The organism is Devosia submarina (assembly GCF_003056345.1).
Taxonomy (GTDB): Bacteria; Pseudomonadota; Alphaproteobacteria; order Rhizobiales; family Devosiaceae; genus Devosia; species Devosia submarina.
This window is the reverse complement of record NZ_PYWB01000006.1, coordinates 14,692-39,210: the sequence shown is the minus strand read 5'-3', so window position 1 is coordinate 39,210 and position 24,519 is coordinate 14,692. Positions and strand designations below refer to the sequence as shown.

The following is a 24,519-nucleotide window of genomic DNA, read 5'->3' as shown; positions in this document are numbered from 1 at the left end:
CCTTCCTCATGACGAATACTGCGCGCTACCCGAGCCTTCATGGCGTTCCGGTGGTGATCTCGGGTGGGGCCTCAGGCATTGGCGAATCGCTGGTGCGCCGGTTCGCGGAACAAGGCGCCAAGGTCGGCTTCGTCGACATTCAGGCCGAGCGCGGCGATGCTCTGGCTCAGGAACTGGGTTCGCTTGGCCACACTGTGCAATTTGCCCCCTGCGACATCACAAACATCGAAGCTTATCAAGCCGCCATAAACGAGTTTGCGACGTACCATGGCGACGCCCTGGTGCTGGTCAACAATGCAGCACACGACCAGCGCCATGAATGGAGCGAGGTTACTCCGGCCTATTGGGACGATCGCATGGCGGTCAATCTCAAGCACTCTTTCTTTGCCACCCAGGCGGTCGCCCCGGGCATGATCAAGGCCAAGCGCGGTTCGATCATCAACACTGGCTCCATTAGCTGGATGATCATGTCGCCCAGCATACCCGTCTATGAGACCGCCAAGGCCGCCGCCCATGGCCTCACGCGTGCCATGGCCCGCGAGTTGGGCAAGCACGGCATCCGGGTGAATACGCTTGTGCCGGGCTGGATCATGACCGAACGCCAGCTGACCCATTGGGTGGACAGCAAGGCCGAAGTCTTGATCGATGAGCAGCAGGCTCTCGCCGGCCGCGTCTATCCCGACGATGTTGCGCGCATGGCGCTGTTCCTGGCGGCCGATGACAGCGCCATGATCTCGGCGCAGCAATTCCTCGTCGATGGCGGCTGGGCCAACACCTAGCCGTCGGCCACGCCCATGAAGATCGCGACCTTCAACGTCAACGGCATCAACGGCCGCCTGCCTATCCTCCTGCGCTGGCTCGAAGAAGCCAAGCCTGACGCTGTGTGCCTGCAGGAGCTGAAGGCGCCCGATGAACGCTTTCCCACCGCGGCGATTGAGGACGCTGGCTATGGCGCGATCTGGCACGGGCAGAAAAGCTGGAACGGCGTTGCCATTCTCGCCCGCGGAACAGTGCCGGTTGAAACCCGGCGCGGCTTGCCCGGCGATCCTGCCGATCAGCAAAGCCGCTACCTTGAAGCGGCGGTCAACGGCATCCTGATCGGCTGCCTCTATCTGCCCAACGGGAACCCGGCCCCGGGTCCCAAATTCGACTACAAGCTTCAATGGTTCGAGCGGCTTCAGGCCCATGCAAAAGGCCTTCTGGCCAGCGGCCTGCCAATAGTTCTTGCCGGTGACTACAACGTCATGCCTACGGATCTTGACGTCTACAAGCCCGAGCGCTGGGTTAAAGACGCCCTGTTTCGCCCCGAAGTAAGGCAAGCCTTTGGGCAACTGGTCGCCCAAGGCTGGACCGATGCCCTGCGCCACATGCATCCGGACGAGCGCGTCTATACTTTCTGGGACTATTTCCGGAACGCCTTCGGCCGCGACGCCGGCCTGCGCATCGATCACCTGCTCCTCTCCCCCGACCTCGCCAAGCGCATGGTCGAGGCTGGAGTTGATCGGCATGTCAGGGGCTGGGACAAGGCAAGCGATCATGCACCAACCTGGATCAAGCTCGGCTAGCGCAGTAGGTTCATAGCTCTAGCTCACCCTCCTCGCGCCTTCACTTCGCCAGCCCCCCGCACGGTGTTTCAGCCGGAACCTGGGCGCCGCCTGCGGATTGAATGGCTGACCACGGAGGATCCCATGCCAGCCAAATCCAAAGCGCAGCAGAAGGCGGCCGGCGCTGCCCTTTCCGCCAAGGAAGGCGACACAAAGGTCAGCGATCTGCAGGGTGCATCCAAGTCGATGTACAAATCCATGAGTGAAAAGCAGTTGCACGACCTCGCCGCCACCAAGCGCAAGGGAAGCCTGAACACGCATCCAAATCCTAGCCGCAGACAGCACCTGACAGGCTTATATCCAAGGAGAACCGCAATGGGCGAACAGCGCTCCGATAGCATCCAGAGCTCGAACGACAACCAGATCGAAAGGGATATCGCGTCCCACCCGGCTCCGATGAGACGAAAAGAAGATCAAAGCTCCGAAACGCGTTCCGATTTGCCCGGCGATGCAGTCACGCCCGGCCTGAACGAGGCCACGGACGACCCGAACTGAGCTTCCCGGCTCTGCCGCCATTGATCAAGTCAAGACAACAACAACAAGGAGCGCACCTCCATGCCCCGTCGCACCATCTATAGCCGAACCGAGAATGGCGGCGTGCAGCTCGCGTCCGGCACGGATCGCTGGCACCTGCACGGAGACCATATGGACCTCGCACCCCACCAGAATGCCGGCCAATTATTCCGCTTCCAGGCCGATCTGATGCCCTTTGTGGATGATCTGTCCCGCGGCGCGCTGGTCGTCATCGACATGCAAAACGACTTCTGCACCCCTGGCGGATGGACCGACCGCTCGGGTCTAGATTATCAGCGCTGCCGCAAGGCAATCCCCGAGTGCAGCGTGCCGTCAAGGCAGCACGCAAGCATGGCATGTGGGTCATCTGGGTTTACTGGCACAATCGCCCAGACCTGCGAAACCTCGGCCCGCCTACTCTCTATTCCTTCAAGCACAAGCCAGACCAGACAGGCATTGGCCAGGACCTCGAGAACGGGCCCGTTCTGACAAAAGGCTCCTGGGGCGCAGAGATGGTGGATGAACTCAAGCCCTTGATGGACGAGGAAGATATCCATGTCGAGAAGGTCCGCATGAGCGGCTTCTACGGCACCCATCTCGATCAAGTGCTGCGCACGCAAGGGGTAAGCACCTTGTTCCTTGCCGGCGTAAACATAGACCAATGCGTCACCACCACTATGGAAGACGCTTATTTCCGCGACTACAACGCCGTCCTTCTCGAAGATGCATGCGCCACGTCAAGCCCAGACTATTGCCAGCAAGCTGTCGTATTCAACGCCAAGAACTGCTGGGGCTTTGTCACGGACACGGAATCATTCGCCAATCCCGTGCCGGTCGAGCGCGAGACCAAACGCACCTAGCTCCCCCGCCAACCGGTTTTAGACAATCCGCGGCTAAACAGGCCAGCGTCGAACACGCCCAAACCATGCCACCGGCAGGTTGACATGTAAAACGCCCGCTTTACACTCCTGCGCATGGACAAGCGCGATAGCATCATTGAAGCCGCCAGCAAAATCTTTGAAGCAAACGGGTTCAGAGGCACTGGGGTCGATGCTGTACTGGCACCATCGGGCGTGTCGACGCGCACGCTCTACAAGCATTTCAGCTCGCGTGGCGAACTGGTCCAAGCCGTCCTCGAGAAACGGCACCGCCAGTTCATGCAGCGACTTGAAGATACCGAGCCTGACGACCCTGTCGGCGATATCTTTGACCAGCTGGAACAATGGCTGGACGAGCATGGCGCGCGCGGCTGCATGCTGCTTCGGGCCCGCAGCGAATATGCCGGCGCCAGCCCCGAAATCGTGGCGCTCGTTCGCCGGCAGAAACAGGAGTTCGAGCGCGAGATTGCCCGGCGCATAGCACTCAGTCTCGGGCAAGAGAACCCGTCCCTGACCATGCAGGTTTGGCTCCTCTTTGAAGGCGCCACGGCCGCCGCCAGCGTTTCTGAGAACGCTGTCGTCAGGCAGGCCAAGCAGGCTGCAAAAGCCCTCCTGGCCATGGCAAGGGGGCAAGCCAAATGAATGGCAAGCTCAACCTTGTTGCCGCCGGCTTTGCCCTCACCGCCCTTACCTATGGTTTGGCACGCTTTGCCTATGGGCTGATGCTGTCCGATATCCGCGCCGACCTCGCCATAAGCGCTGCGAGTGCCGGATGGATCGGCGGCAGCGCCTTTGCCGCTTATTGCCTTGGTATTACGGCAACATTGCTCGCCGGCACCAGGTTCAGCCCCCGCCTCCTTACGGTTTTTGCTGGCACCGTTGCCACGGGCGGACTGGCCCTCGCAGCCACGGCAAACTCGGCCTTGAGCCTTGGAGCCGCAATGGCTTTGGCGGGCCTAAGCACTGGGCTGACATCCCCGCCATTGGCAACAGCCGTGGCCCGCTCCCTTGGTGACGCAGCAGCCGCTCGGGCCAATGGCGCAATCAATTCCGGCACGGCCGCAGGCATCATCTTCTCCGGAGCCGCAATCCTCCTTTTCCCTGCAGACTGGCGGGGCCTCTACATCCTCTTCGCTGGCATCGGTGCCATTATTTCCGTGTGGCTCCATTTCGCCATGCCTGCAGGCTCAAGCAACGATGATGGTCCTCGTCTTTCGCCAAGGCATCTAAGCCGCCCCGGCACCGCCGCCCTATGCATCAGCGCCCTTTTGGCAGGAGCCGCCAGCACGGCAAAATGGACCTTTGGCGCAAATATCCTGCGCGAGGAGCTGCAGTTCAGTGACCTTCAGATCGCCATAGCTTGGATGACCTTGGGAGCCGGCGGCATCGCCGGCGCAGCAACGGGAGCGCTCACCGTTCGCTTTGGCACCGCGCGCATTCACCGCCTCGCCATTGGCGGCATGGCGCTCTCGCTGATCGCCCTGGCCTTGGCAAGCCACGCAGCCCCGATCGGCTTTGGGGTCATGGCCATGTTTGGCCTGGCCTATATCGTCTCAAGCGGCGTGCTTCTCCTATGGGGCATAGAGCTCTACCCTGACCAACCTGCTCTTGGCCTGGGACTGCCATTTTTGCTGCTCGCCCTGGGGCAAACAGCAGGCGCTCCGCTCTTTGGCACCCTATGGGATATTGCAGGCATCACCCCAACGCTGGCCAGCTTCGCCGCAATCATGTGCACGGCCTTGATCTGGGCGCCCGACACCCCTGCCCGACATCACCCTCCCTGCCCTTCAGCCGATCCGGACCCTGCCTCGACCCTCTAAAGGGCCTGCGCTCACGCACGCAATGAGCGGGGCTTTGAGCCCTGTAAACCACCGCGTCATCGGGAGAATTTCCCGCGCCGAATGATCTCGCAAGCGCCTGCCTTGCCTCTACAAAGTCAAAAAATTGCCACGAAGGGTTGAACTGCAGGGCTTCGTGCAATAGGTTGCCCCTATTCGAGATATCGCTGTGCGGACTGGAAGCGCGTTTGCTGCAAGCAATTGCGCATGACCTATTTGCACCGGAAGAAGAACTTAAAACTTACTGACAAGCGCGCAGGTAATTCAGCGCGCTTTGTCTTTTGGATTACATGATAGCCAAGTTAAAGATACAAAACCTCACCAAGATTTTTGGCAATGCGCCTGAAGCAGCCAGGGCTCGCTTAGAGGCGGGCGAAAGCAAGGCCGCTATCTTTGAAGCCACCGGCAGCACGTTTGGCGTTAACAATGTCAGCTTCGAAGTCCCCGAGGGGCAGATCTTCGTCGTGATGGGCCTGTCCGGCTCGGGCAAATCCACGCTCGTGCGCATGCTCAACGGTCTCATCCGCCCCACCGCCGGGCAGATCCTGATCGATGGCGACGATATCGCATCCTGTTCGTCCCAAACCTTGCGCGCCGTGCGCCGCAACAAGATCGCGATGGTCTTCCAGCACTTTGCGCTATTTCCCCATATGAGTGTAGCCGACAACGTAGCCTATGGCCTCAAGATCAAGGGCGTGGGCGCTGCCGAACGCCGCAAGAGCGCACAAGCCGCGCTCGACCAAGTGGGCCTGGGGGCCTACGCCGATAGCGCTCCAGGCGAGCTCTCCGGCGGCATGCAACAGCGTGTCGGTCTTGCCCGCGGTCTCGCGACCAATCCTGAAGTGCTGCTGATGGACGAGCCCTTTGGCGCGCTCGACCCCTTGATCCGCCGCGAAGTGCAGGACGAATTGCTGCGCCTGCAAAAGGCTCTCCGCAAGACGATCGTCTTCATCACTCATGATCTCAACGAAGCCCTGCTTCTGGGCGATCAGATTGCCATCATGAAAGATGGCGAGCTCGTACAGGTGGGCACGGCGCAGGAAATCGTGGATCATCCCGCAGACGATTATGTCAGCGCCTTTGTGGCTGATATCGACCGGGGCAAGGTGTTCACCGCCGAGTCGGTGGCCGAGGAGCCGGTATTCCTCCAACTAGGCACCGACACGGCCGAAAGCGCCGTCCAGAACATGGAAGATGCTCATCGCAACGCCCTATACGTGATGGACGGCGAGGACATCGCCGGCGTCGTGACCTACCAGGATGCTGCCGCCGCCGTCCGGACTGACGGCCTGACGCTCGCCGATGTGGTCAATTCCGACTTCCAGACAGTGGATGCAGGCGCCGCCCTGCACGAGCTCTATGCCCTGGCCAGCAATGGCCTGCCCATTGCTGTCACCGACGATAACAACCGCCTGCTCGGCGTGGTCGAGCCAGAGGCGGTGCTGGCGCAGCTTTCCGGTGACGCCACAGCTGTGGACGCCGACGCAGCCGCAAAGCCCTGAGGAATCTCATGCCAAGTCCTTCCGACTTCTTTTCGCTGCCATTTTCCGACTGGGTGAATGCCCTGGTCCGCGAATGGCTGGTGCCAAACTTCCGACCGCTGTTCCGCGCCCTTCAGGTGCCGGTGACGATGGTTCTGGATTGGCTGGACACCTTCTTCAATGCCGTCCCCATGCTGGCCTTCACCGCCGTGCTGGCCTTCATCGCCTGGCGCCTTGTCGGGCGCGGCATGGCGGTTTTCACCATTGTAGCCCTCCTGTTCATTGACCTGATCGGGCTATGGCCTGAAACCATGACCACGCTGTCCATGATCATCACTTCGGTTTTGTTCTGCGTCGTCTTGGGCATTCCGCTCGGTATTGCAGCAGCCCGCAGCAATCGTCTGCTGGCAATAGTGCGCCCCGTGCTCGACATCATGCAGACCATCCCTTCGTTTGTTTACCTTGTGCCGATCGTCATGCTGTTCGGCGTCGGCATGGCTCCGGGCATCATCGCAACCATCATCTTCGCGCTGCCGCCTATTGTCCGCCTGACCAATCTGGGCATCCGAAATGTGCGCGCCGATCTCATCGAGGCCGCCGAAGCCTTCGGCTCGACGTCCTGGCAAATGCTGGTCAACGTTCAACTGCCCCTGGCCATGCGCACGATCATGGCTGGCCTCAATCAGACGCTGATGCTCGCCCTGTCCATGGTGGTCATCACCTCCATGATCGGCGCAGGCGGGCTAGGCCTCACCGTTTACACAGGCCTGGGCCGGCTTGACGTCGGCGGCGCGACCGCTGGCGGGCTGGGGATCGTGCTGCTCGCCATTATCCTCGACCGCATCACTCAGGCGCTGGGCGAGTCCAAGGGCTTCCGCACGGTCTCGCTCCGCCAGACGATTTTTTCCCTATTCCGCCGGGGGGCACCTGTGCCCTCCGGGGAAACGCAGAAGGCTGCTTGAGCCTTCAGGGGCGCCGCTCTAGCGCCACATCGAGCGGACGTTGGCGCGTCCGCATCTGTCTTCCAACGCCAAAAAAGGGAGCTGATCGAATGTTCAGACTCACCCAGACGCTTAATGCTGTCGCAATTTCTACTCTTCTTCTTGCTGCTCCAGCTCTCGCCCAGAACAATCCGGGCGAAGGCAAGACGATCAACATGGCGCAGGCCACCTGGGACACCGGCTGGTTCCACGCCGAGATCTACAAGCAATTGTTCGAGGAACTGGGCTATGATGTCCAGGGCCCGACCACGCTGGACAACCCACCCTTCTACCAGGCTGTAGCGCAGGGTGACGTTGATCTCTGGGTCAATGGCTGGTTCCCGCTGCACAACACCTATCGTCCCGCTTTCAAAGGACAGGCCGAGATCGTTGGCGCAGTTGCCAAGGCTGGCGCGCTCGAGGGTTACCTCGTGGACAAGGCGTCGGTTGAAAAGTTCGGCATCAAGTCCCTGGAAGATTTCAAGCGCCCCGAAGTGCAGGAAGCCTTTGACCGCAATGGCGATGGCAAGGCCGACCTCGTTGCCTGCCCGCCAGGCTGGGGCTGCGAAATCAACATCGAGCATCACATGGATGCCTATGGACTGCGCGACCACATCAATCCGATCAAGGCAGCTTATTCGGCTTCCATGGCCGACGCTGTCGCAGCTCAGCAGGCGGGTGAGCCAATCCTTTTCTACACCTGGACACCCAACTGGACCGTCAATGAACTGGTTCCCGGCGAGGATGTCATGTGGATCGAGGTTCCCGAAGTGAACCTGCCCGAGGAACTGGCCGATCTCGCCGATGCTGCGGTGATCGAGGGCGTCGAAGGCTGCGTTGCCGATCCGTGCACGCTGGGCTTCCCCGCCAACGATATCGTGCCGGTTGCCAACAGCAGCTTCCTCGAGGACAATCCGGCCGCTGCAAAGCTTCTGGAACTCGCCTCCATCCCACTGCCCGCAATCTTTGAGCAGAATGCCGCAATGAACAACGGCGCTGGCAGCACCGATGATATCCGTGAGCAGGCTTCCGAATGGATCGTAAACAATCGCGACCTCGTTGACTCCTGGATCGAAGAGGCGCGCTCCGCCGCTTCATAAGGCCAGACCATTCAACAACCGGACCGGCTTACGAGCCGGTCCGATCTCCTGGCTTCGGCAGGAAAACGCCGCCCCCCCGAGGCGGCAACAGCGTCAGAGGGCAGCATGCTGCAATCCATTCGCCCCATCATACCGGTGCTCGCCAGCGTCGCCATTCTGATGCTGGGCAATGGCGCGCTCAGCACCCTGATCGGCCTGCGGATGACCAATACCGGCGCCAGCTCGATTGCCGTTGGCGCGGTAACGGCGGCATTCTTTGGCGGCCTCACCTTTGGATCCTTGCAGTGCTTCCGCTTCATCAAGCAAGCCGGACACATCCGCGCCTTCGCCGCCTTCGCCTCGCTCTACTCCGCCGCTTCCCTCGGCCATGCGATTTCGCCCGACATGGTAGTGTGGTCGATGTTGCGCTTTGCCGAAGGCGTGTGTCTTGCCGGCATCTACATGTGCATCGAAAGCTGGCTCAATGATCAGGCCAGCAATGAAACCCGCGGGCAGATCGTCTCGTCCTACATGGTCACGCTTTATGCCGCCATGGCTCTGGGCCAGCAGCTGTTGAACCTCAACGCAACCGGCAGTCCGCTGCTGTTCATGGTTGTTTCAATCCTGCTATCGCTATCGCTTGTACCGGTGTGCCTGACCCGGATCACCGCCCCCTCGCTGCCCGATGTAAGCTCATTCAGCCTCCGCGCGCTTTATCGCGCCTCTCCCCTGGGGCTGGTCGGCGTTCTCCTGAGCGGCGGCGTGATCGGCGCGATCTACGGCCTCGCACCCGTCTATGCCGCCTCCTCAGGCTTCGGCATGACGGGCACCGCAACCTTTATGACGTTGCTGATCACCGGCGGCGTCCTGCTGCAATTTCCGCTCGGGCGTTTGTCGGATATTTTTGACCGCCGAACCATCATCATTGCCGTTTCGGCAAGTCTTGCCTTGTTGAGCCTGCTTATGTTCGCGGCCCAGTACGGCACCTGGTTGTTTCTGCTTACCACCCTGCTCTTTGGCGGCATTTCGTTCAGCATCTATCCCCTGTGCCTTGCCCACACCAATGACCATGTCGCCAAGGCCGATCTCGTCGCCGCCAGCGGCGGCTTGATCCTGCTCAATTCCATAGGCTCGATCCTGGGCCCTTTGATCGCTTCGGCCGCCATGGCCGCCATGGGCCCCAGAGGCCTCTTCGCTTTCTCCTTCGCCACCGGGCTTGCAGCAACCGCCTTCGGCATCTGGCGCACCCGCGCCCGCCCGGCTCCCAGCGCCGAAGACCAGGCCCTCTTCCGCGCCCTGCCCCAGACCACCCCCGTCCTCGCGCCCCTCCATGCAGAAGCTGATGATCAGGGCGCGCCAAACGCGACCGGCTAGAAAATTCCGTGAGCGCCGCACCTCATTGCGCTTGCCGGCCGGAACGTCCCACCGCATTCAACATTACCAATACATCTGCTCGGCAATTGCACGGAGACCACAATGCTTTGGACGATCGCGATCATTCTGCTCATCCTCTGGGCCATAGGACTGGCGTTCAAAGTGGCCGGTGCAGTGATCCACCTCCTGCTGGTGCTTGCCCTGATCGTGGTCCTCTACAAGTTCTTCATGGGCCGAAAAGCGCGCTGACGCCATCGTCAACTAAATCGACTTCAGCCCCACCCGCTCTTCCAGCTTGGCGGCGGTTTCCTTCCGCTCGCTATACCGGCTGGTGAGATAGCCAGACACGCCACGGTTGATCAGGGTGAATTTCACCAATTCTTCCATGACGTCGACAACCCGATCATAAAGCTGGACGGCTTCATGCGCCCAGCCTCGTCGAACTCCTGGCAGGCCTTTGCGACACTGGACTGGTTGTGGATGGTGACCATCCGCATCCAGCGGCCCAGAATGCGCATCTGGTTGACGGCATTAAACGACTGTGATCCGCCGGACACTTGCATGAGCGCCAGCGTGCGGCCCTGCGTCGGCCGGATCGCTCCCCCCGGCAGCGGTATCCAGTCGATCTGCGCCTTCATCACCGCGGACATGGACCCATGCCGCTCCGGGCTCGTCCATACCTGCCCCTCCGACCAGAGCATGGCTTCGCGTAGCTCCTGCACCTTGGGATGCGTATCGGGAGCGTCGTTCGGCAATGGCAGGCCGTTGGCGTGAAAGACGCGGACCTCCGCACCAAACGCTTCCAGCAGGCGCTGGCCCTCAAGCGTGAGAAAGCGACTGTAGGAACGCTCCCGCAACGCGCCATAGAGCATTAAGATGCGCGGTTTGTGGTGCGGGATAGGCGCGGCCAGTTGCCCAAAGTCAGGAACCTGGAAGGCTGCAGGCATGACATTGGGCAGATCAGACAATACGCTTCCCTTCCGCGTCGATAATGACCTCGCCATCCTCCTTGGTGAAGGGGCCGATAGCCGGATTCTCCAGGATGTCGAGCACAAGCTCCGACGGGCGGCATAGGCGAGTGCCTTTTGGCGTCACGACGAAAGGGCGGTTGAGCAAGATAGGGTGCGCCGCAATCGCATCAAGCAGTTCGTCGTCGCTCTTGGCCATGTCATCAAGCCCGAGCTCCTGAAAGGGGGTATCCTTCTGCCGCAGCGCTTCGCGCACGCTCAGCCCGGCCTGGGTGATCAGTCTGGTCAGCGTCGCGCGGTCAGGCGGGGTCTTGAGATACTCGACCACATGAGGCTCGACCCCACTTTGCCGGATCATTGCCAAGGTATTGCGGGAGGTTCCGCACTCTGCATTGTGATAGATTGTGACACTCATCGTGCGGCCCTTGTTGCGGTATTGTGCCGGACGGCGGCACCCGTCTCGTACCAGCCCTTGGTGCGATTCACGATCCAGACCACTGACAGCATCACCGGCACTTCAACGAGCACGCCGACCACCGTTGCCAGCGCAGCTCCGGAATTGAACCCGAAGAGGCTAATGGCAGCTGCCACAGCCAGTTCAAAGAAGTTGGAGGCACCGATCAGAGCAGAAGGCCCCGCCACGCAATGCTGCTCCCCCGACACCCGGTTCAGCAGATAAGCCAGCCCCGAATTGAAATAGACCTGGATCAGGATCGGGATCGCGAGCAGCAGAATAACAGTAGGCTGGGCAGTAATCTGTTCGCCCTGGAACCCAAACAGCATCACCAATGTGAGCAGCAGGGAGCCAATCGAAATCGGCTGCAATACGCCGAGCGCGCGGTTCATCATGTCGATGCCGCCATTGGCCAGCAGCCAGCGACGAAAAAGCTGCGCCGCGATCACCGGCACGACAATGTAGAGCCCCACCGACAGCAGCAGCGTGTCCCAAGGCACGGTAATGGCGGAAAGGCCAAGCAGCAGGCCAACAACAGGCGCAAAAGCAATCACCATAATCGCGTCGTTGAGAGCCACCTGCGACAGGGTGAAGTGCGGCTCGCCCTTGGTAAGGTTTGACCACACAAACACCATGGCCGTGCAGGGAGCTGCCGCAAGGATAATGAGCCCTGCGATATAGCTGTCGATCTGTGTTTCAGGAAGCAGTGGCCGAAACAGCCAGCCGATGAACAGCCAACCCAAGAGCGCCATGGAAAACGGCTTTATGGCCCAGTTGATAAACAGGGTGACCCCAATGCCGCGCCAATAGGCGCCCACCTGTCGTAGCGACATGAAGTCGATCCGCACCAGCATCGGAATGATCATCAGCCAGATCAGCGCTGCCATAGGCAGGTTGACCTTGGCATATTCCAGGGCACCGATGCCTTGGAATAGACCGGGCAAGAAGTAGCCAGCAGCAATACCAACCACAATGCAGATGGCGACCCACAAGGTTAAATATCGTTCAAAAATGGACATCAGGCAGTTGCTTCCGGTGCAGGTGCGCAGCATGAGGAAAATGCGGCCACGAGAGGCTGGCAAAGCTCCGGCCGCCCGCCGCAGCAGTCCTGCACCAGGAAGCTGGTGATCTCCTCTACGCGATGCACCACCGCCCTGTAGATGATGGACCGACTGCGTCGCTCAGCCTCAATCAGCCCTGCTCGCGCCAGAACAGCTAGATGGGAGGACATGGTGTTCTGAGGAACATCTAGCCGCCGTGCTATTTCCCCAGCCGCGAGCCCCTCTGGCTCATGCTTCATCAGCAGCCGAAACGTATCCAGCCTCGTCGATTGCGACAGAGCTGCAAAAACTTCGATGGCAACTGTTGATTTCATATATCGAGGTTTATCGCTATATCAGTCGAGCATCAAGTGCTGACTCCCTGCGTCGAATACTCGACATGAAGGATGTTACTGCACGCGACTGGCGCCCTCCGCTCTGAAACGGGAGCCGGTTCTTCTACAAGCCATCATCATGGCTCCCAATGTTGCGGAGATCACGGCCAAGATCCTCGAGGTTGGTGTTCAAACCATCCGCATCAAGCTCGAATAACGGTCCGGGTTCTGAACCAGCGTCGTGGACGCACCGCGCGCGGCGGAACCTAGTACGACATCGGGAGTTGGACTTCGTCGCGCCTATACAACGTCCCTAGGGGCAAGCACGGGCTGCGCCCCAGTCCGGATCAGGAGAACGATCATGACTGAATTCACTGTCGGATATTTCATCGGCAGCCTGTCATCGACATCGATCAACCGCAAACTGGCACGAGCGCTGGTGAAGCTAGCGCCCGAAGCGCTCCACCTAAGCGAGATCCCGATCCGCGACCTGCCGCTCTACAGCCAGGACTATGACGCTGATTACCCCCCGCCGGCGCGTGCCCTAAAGCAGGCGATTGCCAATGTGGACGCTGTGCTCTTTGTTACCCCCGAATACAATCGCTCCATTCCTGGCGGGCTCAAGAACGCCATCGACTGGGCCAGCCGGCCGTGGGGAGAGAACTCGTTCACGCGCAAGCCATCCGCTGTTATCGGCGCGTCCATCGGCGCCATCGGCACTGCAGTGGCGCAGCAGAGCCTGCGCAGCGTGCTGAGCTTCTGCAATTCCCCGCAGATGAATGCCCCCGAGGCCTATATCCATTTCACCCCGGACCTCGTGGACGAGGAAGGACGGGTCAGCAAGCCCGATACGGAAGCCTTCCTGCGCGACTACATGATCTCGTTCCACCAGTTCATCTCGCGGGTCTACACTGCCATCCCGCGCGAAACCCGTTAGACCCGCAAGGAAAAGACCCATGACGTTCAAAGACAAGGTGGCGCTGGTCACAGGCGCAGGTTCGGGCATCGGCGAGGCTATCGCCCGGGATCTCGCATCGGCCGGTGCACGCGTGGTACTGGCCGACATCAGCCGTGAGGGCGCCGAACGCGTCGCCCGCGCGATTAGCGAGAGTGGCGGCACTGCGGCGACGATCGTCGCGAACAGCGCCTCGGCAGACGACAACAAGGCCGCAGTGGACTTCGCTCTCAGCACCTATGGCAAGCTCAACTATGCCGTAAACAATGCCGGCATTGGCGGGGCATCGGCACCCACCGGCGATCTTGATATCGAGGACTGGAACCGGGTCATCGACATCAACCTCAACGGCGTCCTTTATGGCATGCGCTATCAGATCCCGGCGATGCTCAGCGCCGGCGCGTCCGAAAGCGCCATCGTCAACATGGCCTCCATTCATGGCGCGGTCGCGGCCATCGGCAACAGCGCCTATACCGCTGCCAAGCATGGGGTGGTGGGCCTGACCAAGAACGCCGCTGCCGAATATGGCCCGCAAGGGCTGCGCATCAACTGCGTGGGCCCCGCCTATATCGACACGCCCCTGCTGGCCAATCTGCCCGAGGAGTTCCGCACCCAATTGGTCACGCGGCATCCTTTAGGACGTCTCGGCCGCGCCGATGAAGTCGCCAAGGTCGTGCGCTTTCTTCTTTCGGAGGACGCCTCCTTCGTCACCGGCGGCTACTACCTCGTCGACGGCGGCTACACCGCCATCTAAGCTCCTCAAGGCAAGCGGATCGCCCAGCAATATTTCGGTGTTTCCAAAAAAGATCGACCGGAGGGCCTCCATGGCATCCGGTCGATTTGCTGGGCTTTGGTGCCCGTCACAGCCCGTGCGATGAATATCAGTGTTCGGGCGCCCATAAAGCCGGCGATCAGCTGGGCGATCGAACGCCTGTATTGCTCAGGAATTGGCCGTGCCAATCAGTCGTGAGCGGATCGCGTTGGAAATATTGTCAAAGACAAAGACGACAAGCAGGATCAGCAGCACCATATAGGCCACCTTGTCCCAGTCCGAATTGGTGCCCATGGATTCAAGCAGCTTGAGCCCGATCCCTCCTGCCCCCACGGCGCCGATGATGGTGGCCGAGCGGATATTGCTTTCCCAGAAATAGAGCGACTGCGATACGAAAACCGGCAGCACCTGGGGCACGACGCCGAAGCGGTTGACGGCAGCCGCGCTGGCGCCAACCGATTTGATGCCCTCGCGCTGCTTGTCATCCACGTTTTCGAGCGCTTCGGCATAAACCTTCCCCAGCGCGCCAGTGTCGGTAAAAAAGATCGCCGCAATGCCGGGGATAGGACCGGGCCCGAAGCCGCGGGTAAAGAACAGCGCCCAGATCAGCATGTCCACCGAGCGTATGAAGTCGAAGAAGCGCTTCATGAACCAATTGGCCGCGCGCTTCTGGGTAATATTGCGCGCAGCGATAAAGGCCAACGGAAAGGCCACCAGCGTCGCCAGCAATGTTCCAATAAACGCCATCACCAGCGTCTGCACCAGCTTGGCAAGAATGTCGCCATGCTGCCAGGCCCGGTTACCGAGCCACTCCTTGAGCACCAGTTCGGCATTCGACATTTCGGGAACCACGCGCTCGCCCGAAAAGATCAGGCCCAGGGTCGAGAAAAGATCATGGCCCCACAGCGGCGACTTGGGATCATAAAGGAAATTGGCCCAGCCCAGGAAGCGGCGCTGGATAGAGACCTGGTTGGCGCGGATTTCCGCCTGCCCGGCAAAGCCATAATCGACCAAGACCTTCTGGCGATCCTGCTCAATGGCTGGGGGTACATCCGCCGGGGCAAAGACGCCGTCTTCGGTGATGGTCACGGGATAGGCCACGCCACCCACATAAACATCAACGCGCGTGGTCGAGATGTCGAGCCGATCGGAATCCCTCCCGAAAGTGGCAGTCATGGTGCCGTCTTCATGCGGGGTGAGCCAGTCGATTGTCGCCCCTTCCGCATACTGCCCTCGGCTCGACCATTGCGGAACTACAGCGTCGTCTGTGAAGCGCAGCCGCGGCTGGGCCCGCCAGGAGTACCAGTCCTGCACATAGATCGCCGCACGATCCCACTTGCCGTTCTGCACCGCAGGACCAACGCCAAAGAAGAACCAGCAGAATACCAGGTACAGCAGCGTCAGCCCAATGCCGAACGGCAGGCCAAACCGCCTGGCAAAAATGTGCCGGAACACGTCAGGAAACTTCTTTTCCAGCCGAATGCGCTCGGCAGCACTGATCGCCGACATCTAGACGCTCCCCCTCGCAAGCTCAAAACCCTGGTTGCCCACCAGCCGGCGGCGCAGCCAGCCCGAGAACTGGTCGATGACAATGATGGTAACGAGCAGCATGATGATGATGGCGTAGGTCTGCGCGGCGTAGTCGCGCCCGATCGAGAGGCGAAACACCTCCCCGATGCCACCGCCTCCCACGGCCCCGATAATGGTGGACGCCCGCACATTCACCTCCAGCCGCAGCAGCGTGTAGCTGACGAAATTCGGCAGGACCTGGGGCACAATGGCGTAGCGTACGCGCTCCAGCCATGTAGCCCCCACTGACTTCAGCCCCTCATCAGGCTTCATGTCGGCGTTTTCCACCACTTCGAAAAACAGCTTGCCCAGCGCCCCCACCGTATGGAGCGACACAGCCACGATTGCGGCAATAGGGCCTATGGAAAGAACGGCGGTCAAAAGGCCCGCAATGACGATCTCTGGAAAGGCACGCAGCACTTCCATGGTGCGGCGCATGAACCAGCGCACGGCACCTGCCCCCACAAGATTGGTAGCTGCGAAAAAGCACAGGCAGAACGCCAACCCAGCCCCGATGAAGGTCGAGACGACCGCGATATTGACCGTAATGATCAGCTGGTAAACGAAGCTGGGGATATAGAGGCTGTCGGTCAGATAGACCCCACCGGCGGTATAGTCATATTTGGCCGAGCCATCGAAATAAGGTGACTCCAGCCCGAACATGGCGCGAAAGATCTCCAGCGGATCACGCGGCACGAAGTTCTTGATGAAGTCGAACATATAAGGAAGCCGATCAAAGAACTTCCCCGAATTGGCTGCATTGGCGTAGCCCATCGCCATCACCAGCGCGGCGAGCACTCCAAGGCTGATCAGGATGGAATAAACCCGGCGCGTCACCACCTGGCTGCGATAATGGCGCAGCAGAGTTTGGCTGGCGGGCGTCAACCCATCAGGGCTGGAAGCGATGTCGGCCATGTCGACGATCTCCAAAGTTCCACGATCCCATCCCGGCGCAGGCCAGAATGAGATCGTGCTTGTTGGTCGTTCAGAACTAGCCGCCGATAACCGAGCGCCGCGCGTCGATAATGGTCTGGTACATTTCCTCGCTGCCCTCGACGAAATTGGTGTAGCCGCCAGCCGTGAAGGCATCGAAGCATTCGAAATCGGCTTCCGGCAGGCCCATGAAGAATTGCGTGATCTTGCTCTTCATTTCGGCCGGCAGCTTGTTGGAAACCATGAGCGGACCGTTGGGGATGATGGGCGATTGCCAGACTTCCACAAGGTCATCCATGTCGAGCAGGCCCTTGTCGACCATGATGCGCAGATTGCCCGAGGTATAACCTTCCGACCACTCGCCCTGGCCCGAGCCGAAAGTGGTGCCGACGTCCCATGTCCCATCCAGCACACCCAGAACCAGATTCTCGTGGCCGCCGCCAAAGCCGGTTTCCTCATAGAATTCAGCGATCGGCTTACCCAGATCGACCGGCAGCGCAACGTTGGGGATAAGGAAGCCCGAGGTGGAATCCGGATCGGCAAAGCCAAGCTTCTTGCCTTCCGTGGACGCCAGATCGGTGATGCCGGAATCGGCCCGGGCAACCATGATCGTGTGATAGCCAGTCGAGCCATCTTCCTGCTGGGTGGTCAAAACCGGATCGACAGCTTCCGGGTCCTGCAGGTAAATGGCCGCATAGGACGACGCTCCCATGATGGCGATGTCGATCGTGCCGCCAAGCAGGCCCTGGATGATGCCGTTATAGTCGGGCGATGGGAAGAACTGCACTTCCGAAACGCCCGTGGCAGCCTTGAGCGGCTCGGCAACGCATTCCGAACGACGCAGCTGGTCGGCTTCGTTTTCCCCGCCATCAAGGCCAATGCGCAACACGGAAACTTCCTGTGCGAAGACAGCAGTAGACATGGAAAGGGCAACGGAGGCCAAAAGCACTTTGCGGATTGCGGACATAATACTTCCTTTGGTGACGCTGGTGTTGGCGGCCGGAGAAACCGGCAGCGGAACGGATTTATGACAGCAAGCTGACGCTGAGGGACGCGGCGTTGAGCGGCGCTAAAGGCGCGATCGCAGTCGACGTCATGGCTTCCGAAAAAGCCTCCTTGAGCCCATCGGCACCGTAGATGGTGCGAGCCACGTCGGTGGAAAGCTGTGCGGGCGTGCCGTCGAACACGATCCTGCCCGCCGCCATGCCGATAACGCGCTCGCAATAGGCGCGCGCCGTATCAAGCGTATGCAAATTGGTGATCACCGTTATGCCTTCGGCATTGATATCGCGCAGGCTGTCCATCACGATCTGCGCATTGCGCGGATCAAGGCTGGCGATTGGCTCATCGGCGAGGATCACCCTGGGCCCCTGCATCAGCGCCCGCGCAATGGCCACGCGCTGCTGCTGCCCGCCCGAAAGCGTCTGCGCCCATTGCAGCGCCGTTTGCGCAATGTCGAGCCGTTCCAGCGCCTTGAGCGCTGCCAACTGCTCCTCGGCGGAAAACAGCTGCAGCAGGTTCAGCACGGGATGACGGCCATTGAGCCGGCCCAGCATCACATTGGTGATGACATCGAGCCGCGGCACCAGATTGAACTGCTGGAAGATCATGGCGCAATCGCGTTGCCAATTGCGCAAGGCCTGGCCGCGCAGCTCGGAGGTGCGCACGCCATCATATTCGATATAGCCCGAGGAAACATCGTTGAGCCGGTTGATCATGCGCAGCAAGGTCGACTTGCCGGCGCCGGAGCGGCCAATAATACCCACCATCTGCCCTTGCGGGATTTCAAGGCTCACGCCATCCACGGCGAGCTTGTCGCCAAACCGTCGCGATACATTGGAAATCTTCAGCATCAGCCTGCCCCGCTCTTCAGCTGCGGCAGTGCTATGGTGGGGACGTGAAGCTGGAATAACACTTGGGTGACGGTTCCATGACCATCCACCCTTGCCATTTCGTTCGTTGTCGCGACATGCCCCAAAGGCTAGGGGCCCGCTTGGGGCCCCTCCTCACCACAAGGGTGACAGCTGCCAGCCAGGCCTTTCGCCCGGCAAAGCGCTGACTTGCCCTTATGCAGCAACCGTCGGCGCAAAAGCGGTGACATCGATGATCCTGTCGGCCACCTGCTCGCGCGCTTCCTCGTCGTGGAAAATGCCCAGCAACGCCACCCCCGCGGCTTTCTTTTCGGCAATCATGGCAACCACCACTGCCCGATTGGTAGCGTCAAGCGAAGCCGTGGGCTCGTCGAGCAACAGGACGGGATGATCGGTTATGAAGCCCCGCGCAATATTCACCCGCTGCTGCTCCCCGCCCGAAAACGTCGCTGGCGGCAGCGCCCACAACCGCTCCGGCAGATTGAGCCTTTTCAGCAACCTCATCGCACGCCCCTGCGCCTCGCCCTTGTCGATGCCGCGAATAACCAGCGGCTCCGCCACAACATCAAGCGCCGACACGCGCGGCACCGTGCGCAGGAACTGGCTGACATAGCCGATAATGTCGCGCCGCAGCGTCAGCACAGTGCGCGGATCGGCCGCCACCAGATCAATGCTCTGGCCATGATGCTGGAGCAAGATGGCACCCCCATCCACACCATAGTTCCCATAGACCATCTTGAGGATCGAGCTTTTGCCCACCCCTGACGGTCCGCCCAGCACCACGCATTCGCCCGGCTCCACCTCGAACCGGACATTGCTGACCACCGGCAACACCACGCCATAGCGCAGATGCATGGTGAAATTCTTGGAAAGATCGCGAACAAAAAGAGCAGCCATAAAAAGACTCCAAAGCTTCAGTCGACACCCTCCCCCTTGCGGGGAGGGATCACGGGAGGGGGTGGATTAGCCCCAGTAACGGGGCATGCTGCAGCGCCCCCTCACACCTGCAAAATGGAAGACACAAGCAGCTGCGTGTAAGGCTCGCGCGGGTCGTCCAGCACGCGGTCGGTCAACCCCGCCTCGATCACCCGCCCATCCTTCATAACCATCATGCGGTGGCTCAAAAGCCGGGCCACAGCCAGATCATGCGTGACCACAATCGCCGCCAGTCCAAGTTCACCCACCAAGCCACGCAGCAGGTCGAGCAATCGCGCCTGCACCGACACATCGAGCCCCCCAGTCGGCTCGTCCATGAACACCAGCCGCGGCCCCGTCACGAGGTTACGCGCAATCTGCAGCCGCTGGCGCATGCCGCCCGAAAAGGATCGCGGCTGATCGTCGATCCGGTCTGCTGCGATTTCCACCCGCCCCAGCCAATCCAGCGCCGTCTCGCGGATGTGGCCATAGTGCCGGTCACCCACCGCCATCAGCCGCTCCCCGACATTAGCGCCAGCCGAAACATTCATGCGCAGCCCATCAGCCGGGTTCTGATGAACAAAGCCCCAGTCCGTCCGCACCAGGAACCGCCGCTCGGCCTCGCTCAACTCATAGATATTGCGCCATTGCTCGTCGCGCATGCGGTAGAGCGTACGTCCCGATGAAGGCTCCAGCGTCGCTGAGAGCGAATTCAGCAAAGTCGTCTTGCCCGACCCACTCTCGCCCACAATGGCCAGCACTTCACCGGGCCAGAGCTCAAAGGAGACGTCGGCGCAACCCAGGCGAGTGCCGTAATATTTGGTGAGGCCTTCCACCCTCAAGAGAGGTTCGATCATTTTCCAATCTCCCCGCCAAACTCCCGCATCTCCAAAGCCCTCATGGTGAGCCTGTCGAACCACGAGGGCGAGCGAGTGGAGGCCTGAGTGCCACGACCTCGTGGTTCGACAAGCCTACTGAAAAAGCGCATCACTCCGCCGCCTCCCGTCCCGTTCCAAGCGAACCCACATGCCCGGCTTGCCGCCGCTCCTCGCAATTATCCGTGTCCGAACAAACAAACATATGCCCGCCCCGGTCATCCAGAATGACCTCATCGAGATACACCTCTGTCGCCCCGCATAGCGCGCAAGGCTCGGCGAAGTGCTGGATCTCGAACGGATGGTCCTCGAAATCCAGGCTCACCACTTCCGTATAGGGCGGCACGGCATAGATCCGGTGCTCGCGCCCGGCGCCAAACAGCTGAAGGGCCGGGCTCATATGCATCTTCGGGTTGTCGAACTTCGGCGTGGGGCTCGGGTCCATCACGTACCGCCCCTCCACCTTCACGGGATAGGCATAGGTCGTCGCAATCCGCCCGTGCCGCGCGATATCCTCGTAGAGCTTGACATGCATCAGCCCGTATTCCTCGAGCGCATGCATTTTCCGCGTCTCGGTTTCGCGCGGTTCCAGAAACCGCAAGGGCTCGGGTATCGGCACCTGATAGACCAGCACCTGGCCCTCGGTCAGCGGCTTCTCCGGAATGCGGTGCCGCGTCTGGATAATACTGGCCTCAGCCGTGTGCGTCGTCGTTTGCACCTGCGCGACCTTGGCAAAGAACGCCCGGATCGACACGGCATTGGTTGTGTCATCGGCCCCCTGGTCGATAACCTTGAGAACATCGTCCGGCCCGATGATGGACGCCGTCACCTGCACCCCACCCGTGCCCCAACCATAGGGCATGGGCATCTCCCGCGAGGAAAAAGGCACCTGATACCCCGGAATGGCAATGGCCTTGAGAATGGCCCGCCGGATCATCCGCTTGGTCTGCTCATCGAGGTAGGCAAAATTGTATTGCGGCAGAGCGGTCATGACGCTTGATCCTCCAATGCCGTTGGTCGCACAGGCTTTCCCCACCCCCGATCGTCACCCTCGGGCTTGACCCGAGGGCTCTGCACTTGCGGAACGTTCGTTAGGTTAAGATCCGTCGGCTCAAGCCCGAGGGTGAAACCTTCTGAGCAAGCCATCACTCCAGCGCCTCCTTTGCTTCATGCTCCGCCCGCATCCGCCGGATCAGATCCAGCTCCGCCTGGAAGTCCACATAATGGGGTAGCTTGAGATGCTCCACGAACCCCGTCGCCTGCACATTGTCCGAGTGCGAAATGACGAACTCCTCGTCCTGCGCCGGCGCCACGATGTCTTCCCCAAGCTCACGCGCTCGTAGCGCCCGGTCCACCAGCGACATGGCCATGGCCTTGCGCTCCGCTTGCCCGAACACCAGTCCATAGCCGCGGGTAAACTGCGGTGGCACCTTGGCCGAGCCCTTGAACTGGTTGACCATTTGGCATTCGGTGACGCGAATACGCCCCAAACTCACGGCGAAGCCGAGCTCGGGCACGTCAAACTCAACCTCCACCTCACCGATGCGGATTTCACCGACAAAGGGATGGCTGCGGCCATAGCCACGCTGCGTGGAATAGCCCAGCGCCAGCAAAAACCCCTCATCGCCCCGCGCAAGCGCCTGCAGCCGCAAATCACGATCGAGCGGAAAATCCAGCGGCTCGCGGGTCAAATCACCCACTTCACCCTCCGGGTCGGTGTCGCCATCGGGCTCCATCAAGCCCTGCTGGCCCAGCATGTCGGTGACGCGCGGTGCCCGCTCGGGTTCAGCCGCACGGATAACGGGTTGCGGCACCTCATCCCCCACGATGTTTGGATCAAGCAGGCGGTGGGTATAATCGAAAGTCGGCCCCAGCATCTGCCCACCGGGCAAATCCTTGAAGGTCGCCGAAATGCGCCGCTCGATCAGCATGGCGCCGGTATCCACGGGCCTGGAATAGCCGAACCGCGGCAAGGTCGTGCGATAGGCGCGCACCAGAAAAATCGCCTCGATGAGGTCGCCCCGCGCCTGCAACAGCGCCAGCGCCGCCAGCTCCTTGTCATAGAGCGAGCCCTCGCCCATGGCGCGATCAACCGCCAGGCCAAGCTGCTCCACGATCTGGTCGAGCCGCAAGGCCGGAACATTTCGGTCCCCTCTGCGCCGATCGGCCAGAAGCGCATGGGCATTGCTGATGGCGGCTTCCCCGCCCTTGACTGCTACATACATCTCACTGTCCCTCCGCAATGCGCGTTGTGCGCGGCAAGCCCATGACATGCCCATCGGCCACCAGCAGCAAATCAACCCCGCGCGGAAACAGCGCGCGATTGATTTCCCACTGTCCGACGAAATCCCCCGGCAGCCCCGATGGGCTAATATGGACCTCGTCCTTCATGCCGGGCCCCCGCAAGCTCAGCGCTGGCCCGCCACTGAGCGACGGCACAGCCAGCACGATGGTGGTCGAACGATCGGGATAGTCCTGCGTACCGGGATTGAACTGATCCAAAGGCGGCATCGCTTCGGCCGAATGGACAAAGGCAAAGGCCGCCCTGCCCGGCTCCGCCACCATCGGCGCCCCCGTATGAAAGCTCGCGAACTGCACATTTGCCGGTTCACTTCGGAGCACCTCATCGAGCCAAATGCTGGTGTCGTGATCGCTCAACGTTAGCAGTGTGCTAACCAATTCGGGTATCATGCTAGTGCCAATTGCCCGGGGAACGGGCAGTTTTCGCATGGTTCCCGGATTAGCCAAGGCATCCATGAGCGCGCGAAAAACGCTCTGGGATTGCATCACCGGATCAGCAAAAGCGCCGTCGATAACCCCTTCCATCTCAGTTATCCCCGCGCACCATGGTGAAGAAATCGACCCGGGTTGCAGCGGTCTCCTCTAGCCGCTTTCCATCGACTGCGGCTGCAAGTCGGCGCAGGGGCTCAATAATTCCGGCTTCAACCGAAGCGGCATCCCGCTGCCACAGCGCGTCGATCACGGCGATGACCTCTGCCTTGGCGAGATCGCGACCCAAACAATACCCGTGCCCCGCTTCCCCGGTTACAATGCGGACACTGGTGCGGCTCACCGTCGCCTCGCCCAAATTGAACGGCACCCCGCCGCCACCTGCGCGGCCACGCACCATTACGAGGCCGACCTCCGGGCCGCGCACTTTGGAATGCTCGGGCTTGTCGGCCCAGCCGTCCCAAAGTTCTGCCAGCGCCCTCGCCGGCGCCCCGGCGAGCACATCGAGCGCAGCTTTTCTGCCACCGTTATCAAAGGAAGTTTGCGTCTGCATGCTTGCCTCTACTTGTCTATTTCACTAGACAACTATTGTTCTGACTCCAGTGCTACGCTTCCCATGTGAAAATGCAATGACAGTATTCAAAGACGTTTCCGGCGGCGTAGCGCTTTGGCGGCAGATCGCCGACTCCATCCGCCTTGACATTGTAGGCGGCAAGCTCGCAACGGGCGATCGATTACCGACCGAAGCCCTTCTTGCGCAACGCTTTTCCGCCAATCGGCATACGGTCCGACGCGCTCTCGCCGTGCTGACTGAGGAAGGCGTCGTTGCTGCCGAACAGGGTCGCGGCACCTTTGTGCGCAGTGCCAGGCGCCTGAGCTATCCTATTGGCAAACGGACGCGATTTTCGGAAGGCCTTGCCGGCCAGGCGAGTGTCATCACTGCCCAACTATTGTCGAGCACAATCGAAAACGCCAGCGCGGCTGCAGCCACCGCTCTCGACCTCAAACCGGGTGCAAAGCTCATCCGAATGGAAACGCTGTCGCTCGCCGATGGCCGCCCGCTCTCGCGCGCCACGACCAGGCTCTCCTATCGTGCCTTCCCCAATTTCGCCGCGCGCTTCGTCGAGCGCGGCTCATACACGCTTACCTTTGCCAGCTACGGCATTGCGGATTATTCCCGCGCCTCGACTCGCATTTCGGCCCGTCACGCCGATGTGGAAGAAACCAAGCTCCTCGCCCTTACGCCAGGCGCCATTCTGCTGGTGTCCGAGGCTGTGGACGTCGACGGGCAAGGCAAGCCAATATCCTATGGGCTGAGCCGCTTCCCCGCCGAGCGAATGGAACTGGTTGTTTAG

At 60.7% G+C, this 24,519-nt stretch carries 27 protein-coding genes and 2 pseudogenes; 15 read left to right on the top strand and 14 right to left on the bottom strand.

All coding sequences use genetic code 11. The features are described from left to right. Nucleotides 1-8 precede the first annotated feature (8 nt). From DDE77_RS09795 to DDE77_RS09745, 12 genes and pseudogenes are all read left to right on the top strand, one after another. Nucleotides 9-779, top strand: a complete 771-nt coding sequence (locus tag DDE77_RS09795; RefSeq protein WP_108397294.1) for an SDR family NAD(P)-dependent oxidoreductase — start codon at nt 9-11, stop codon at nt 777-779. A 15-nt stretch (nt 780-794) separates the two neighbouring features. Continuing rightward, the gene (gene xth / locus DDE77_RS09790; RefSeq protein ID WP_108397293.1) at nt 795-1,565 is read left to right on the top strand and encodes an exodeoxyribonuclease III; all 771 of its coding nucleotides are present in this window, start codon (nt 795-797) and stop codon (nt 1,563-1,565) included. A gap of 123 nt (nt 1,566-1,688) precedes the next feature. After that, a pseudogene (locus DDE77_RS09785) lies at nt 1,689-1,876 on the top strand (DUF3008 family protein). Nucleotides 1,877-1,919: 43 nt separating this feature from the next. Then, entirely contained in the window at nt 1,920-2,099 is a 180-nt protein-coding gene (locus tag DDE77_RS20215) for a hypothetical protein (RefSeq protein WP_425430741.1), read from the top strand. 338 nt (nt 2,100-2,437) lie between these two features. After that, nucleotides 2,438-2,977 carry a cysteine hydrolase family protein gene (locus DDE77_RS09780; RefSeq protein ID WP_210204371.1) on the top strand — a complete coding sequence of 180 codons (540 nt, stop codon included), beginning with the start codon at nt 2,438-2,440 and terminating at the stop codon, nt 2,975-2,977. Nucleotides 2,978-3,091: 114 nt separating this feature from the next. Continuing rightward, nucleotides 3,092-3,637 (top strand): TetR/AcrR family transcriptional regulator, encoded by a 546-nt coding sequence (locus DDE77_RS09775; protein WP_108397292.1) that lies wholly within the window; start codon nt 3,092-3,094, stop codon nt 3,635-3,637. Further along, nucleotides 3,634-4,815, top strand: coding sequence for an MFS transporter (locus DDE77_RS09770; RefSeq protein ID WP_108397291.1), 1,182 nt, complete (start codon nt 3,634-3,636; stop codon nt 4,813-4,815). The genes DDE77_RS09775 and DDE77_RS09770 overlap by 4 nt, the downstream gene beginning before the upstream one ends. Nucleotides 4,816-5,123: 308 nt before the next feature. After that, nucleotides 5,124-6,335, top strand: coding sequence for a quaternary amine ABC transporter ATP-binding protein (locus DDE77_RS09765; RefSeq protein ID WP_108397290.1), 1,212 nt, complete (start codon nt 5,124-5,126; stop codon nt 6,333-6,335). An 8-nt stretch (nt 6,336-6,343) separates the two neighbouring features. Further along, the gene (locus tag DDE77_RS09760) at nt 6,344-7,276 is read left to right on the top strand and encodes an ABC transporter permease (RefSeq protein ID WP_108397289.1); all 933 of its coding nucleotides are present in this window, start codon (nt 6,344-6,346) and stop codon (nt 7,274-7,276) included. Between the two features lie 89 nt (nt 7,277-7,365). Continuing rightward, nucleotides 7,366-8,394 carry a glycine betaine/L-proline ABC transporter substrate-binding protein ProX gene (gene proX / locus DDE77_RS09755; protein WP_108397288.1) on the top strand — a complete coding sequence of 343 codons (1,029 nt, stop codon included), beginning with the start codon at nt 7,366-7,368 and terminating at the stop codon, nt 8,392-8,394. A 105-nt stretch (nt 8,395-8,499) separates the two neighbouring features. Next, nucleotides 8,500-9,747: an MFS transporter gene (locus DDE77_RS09750; protein ID WP_108397287.1), complete on the top strand. Its 1,248-nt coding sequence runs from the start codon at nt 8,500-8,502 to the stop codon at nt 9,745-9,747. 102 nt (nt 9,748-9,849) lie between these two features. Further along, nucleotides 9,850-9,996, top strand: a complete 147-nt coding sequence (locus DDE77_RS09745) for a lmo0937 family membrane protein (RefSeq protein ID WP_108397286.1) — start codon at nt 9,850-9,852, stop codon at nt 9,994-9,996. Nucleotides 9,997-10,008: 12 nt separating this feature from the next. Here the strand turns inward: DDE77_RS09745 and arsH are convergent. The 4 genes and pseudogenes from arsH to DDE77_RS09725 form a co-directional block, all read right to left on the bottom strand. Continuing rightward, a pseudogene (gene arsH / locus DDE77_RS09740) lies at nt 10,009-10,694 on the bottom strand (arsenical resistance protein ArsH). Between the two features lie 13 nt (nt 10,695-10,707). Beyond that, the gene (arsC, locus tag DDE77_RS09735) at nt 10,708-11,130 is read right to left on the bottom strand and encodes an arsenate reductase (glutaredoxin) (RefSeq protein ID WP_108397285.1); all 423 of its coding nucleotides are present in this window, start codon (nt 11,128-11,130) and stop codon (nt 10,708-10,710) included. Continuing rightward, nucleotides 11,127-12,188, bottom strand: coding sequence for an ACR3 family arsenite efflux transporter (gene arsB / locus DDE77_RS09730; RefSeq protein WP_108397538.1), 1,062 nt, complete (start codon nt 12,186-12,188; stop codon nt 11,127-11,129). Before arsB ends, arsC begins: the two co-directional genes overlap by 4 nt. Continuing rightward, entirely contained in the window at nt 12,188-12,544 is a 357-nt protein-coding gene (locus DDE77_RS09725; RefSeq protein ID WP_108397284.1) for an ArsR/SmtB family transcription factor, read from the bottom strand. The genes arsB and DDE77_RS09725 overlap by 1 nt, the downstream gene beginning before the upstream one ends. A 361-nt stretch (nt 12,545-12,905) precedes the next feature. On the opposite strand from DDE77_RS09725, the gene DDE77_RS09720 reads away from it, so the two are divergent. Together DDE77_RS09720 and DDE77_RS09715 are read left to right on the top strand one after the other, a co-directional pair. After that, nucleotides 12,906-13,481 (top strand): NADPH-dependent FMN reductase, encoded by a 576-nt coding sequence (locus DDE77_RS09720; protein ID WP_108397283.1) that lies wholly within the window; start codon nt 12,906-12,908, stop codon nt 13,479-13,481. Nucleotides 13,482-13,500: 19 nt separating this feature from the next. Continuing rightward, nucleotides 13,501-14,253, top strand: a complete 753-nt coding sequence (locus tag DDE77_RS09715; RefSeq protein WP_108397282.1) for an SDR family NAD(P)-dependent oxidoreductase — start codon at nt 13,501-13,503, stop codon at nt 14,251-14,253. Between the two features lie 186 nt (nt 14,254-14,439). Here the strand turns inward: DDE77_RS09715 and phnE (DDE77_RS09710) are convergent, their stop codons facing one another. The 10 genes from phnE (DDE77_RS09710) to phnG form a co-directional block, all read right to left on the bottom strand. Further along, nucleotides 14,440-15,780 carry a phosphonate ABC transporter, permease protein PhnE gene (phnE, locus tag DDE77_RS09710; RefSeq protein ID WP_108397281.1) on the bottom strand — a complete coding sequence of 447 codons (1,341 nt, stop codon included), beginning with the start codon at nt 15,778-15,780 and terminating at the stop codon, nt 14,440-14,442. Next, nucleotides 15,781-16,755 (bottom strand): phosphonate ABC transporter, permease protein PhnE, encoded by a 975-nt coding sequence (gene phnE, locus DDE77_RS09705; protein ID WP_108397537.1) that lies wholly within the window; start codon nt 16,753-16,755, stop codon nt 15,781-15,783. A gap of 76 nt (nt 16,756-16,831) precedes the next feature. Further along, on the bottom strand, nt 16,832-17,740 hold the full coding sequence (gene phnD, locus DDE77_RS09700) for a phosphonate ABC transporter substrate-binding protein (RefSeq protein WP_108397280.1): 909 nt from the start codon (nt 17,738-17,740) through the stop codon (nt 16,832-16,834). 58 nt (nt 17,741-17,798) lie between these two features. Then, entirely contained in the window at nt 17,799-18,626 is an 828-nt protein-coding gene (gene phnC, locus DDE77_RS09695; RefSeq protein ID WP_108397279.1) for a phosphonate ABC transporter ATP-binding protein, read from the bottom strand. Between the two features lie 213 nt (nt 18,627-18,839). Then, nucleotides 18,840-19,541, bottom strand: coding sequence for a phosphonate C-P lyase system protein PhnL (phnL, locus tag DDE77_RS09690; RefSeq protein WP_108397278.1), 702 nt, complete (start codon nt 19,539-19,541; stop codon nt 18,840-18,842). Nucleotides 19,542-19,642: 101 nt separating this feature from the next. Next, nucleotides 19,643-20,416 carry a phosphonate C-P lyase system protein PhnK gene (phnK, locus tag DDE77_RS09685; RefSeq protein ID WP_108397277.1) on the bottom strand — a complete coding sequence of 258 codons (774 nt, stop codon included), beginning with the start codon at nt 20,414-20,416 and terminating at the stop codon, nt 19,643-19,645. Between the two features lie 130 nt (nt 20,417-20,546). Then, nucleotides 20,547-21,425, bottom strand: a complete 879-nt coding sequence (locus DDE77_RS09680) for an alpha-D-ribose 1-methylphosphonate 5-phosphate C-P-lyase PhnJ (protein ID WP_108397276.1) — start codon at nt 21,423-21,425, stop codon at nt 20,547-20,549. Between the two features lie 154 nt (nt 21,426-21,579). Further along, a complete protein-coding gene (locus tag DDE77_RS09675; RefSeq protein WP_108397275.1) occupies nt 21,580-22,659 on the bottom strand; it encodes a carbon-phosphorus lyase complex subunit in 1,080 nt (359 codons plus the stop codon). A gap of 1 nt (nt 22,660) precedes the next feature. Next, complete coding sequence (phnH, locus tag DDE77_RS09670) at nt 22,661-23,260, bottom strand: phosphonate C-P lyase system protein PhnH (RefSeq protein ID WP_108397274.1); 600 nt, start codon at nt 23,258-23,260, stop codon at nt 22,661-22,663. Nucleotide 23,261: 1 nt separating this feature from the next. Beyond that, nucleotides 23,262-23,717 carry a phosphonate C-P lyase system protein PhnG gene (phnG, locus tag DDE77_RS09665; protein WP_108397273.1) on the bottom strand — a complete coding sequence of 152 codons (456 nt, stop codon included), beginning with the start codon at nt 23,715-23,717 and terminating at the stop codon, nt 23,262-23,264. Between the two features lie 76 nt (nt 23,718-23,793). Between phnG and phnF the strand changes: the two genes are divergently transcribed. Beyond that, nucleotides 23,794-24,519 (top strand): phosphonate metabolism transcriptional regulator PhnF, encoded by a 726-nt coding sequence (gene phnF / locus DDE77_RS09660; RefSeq protein WP_108397272.1) that lies wholly within the window; start codon nt 23,794-23,796, stop codon nt 24,517-24,519.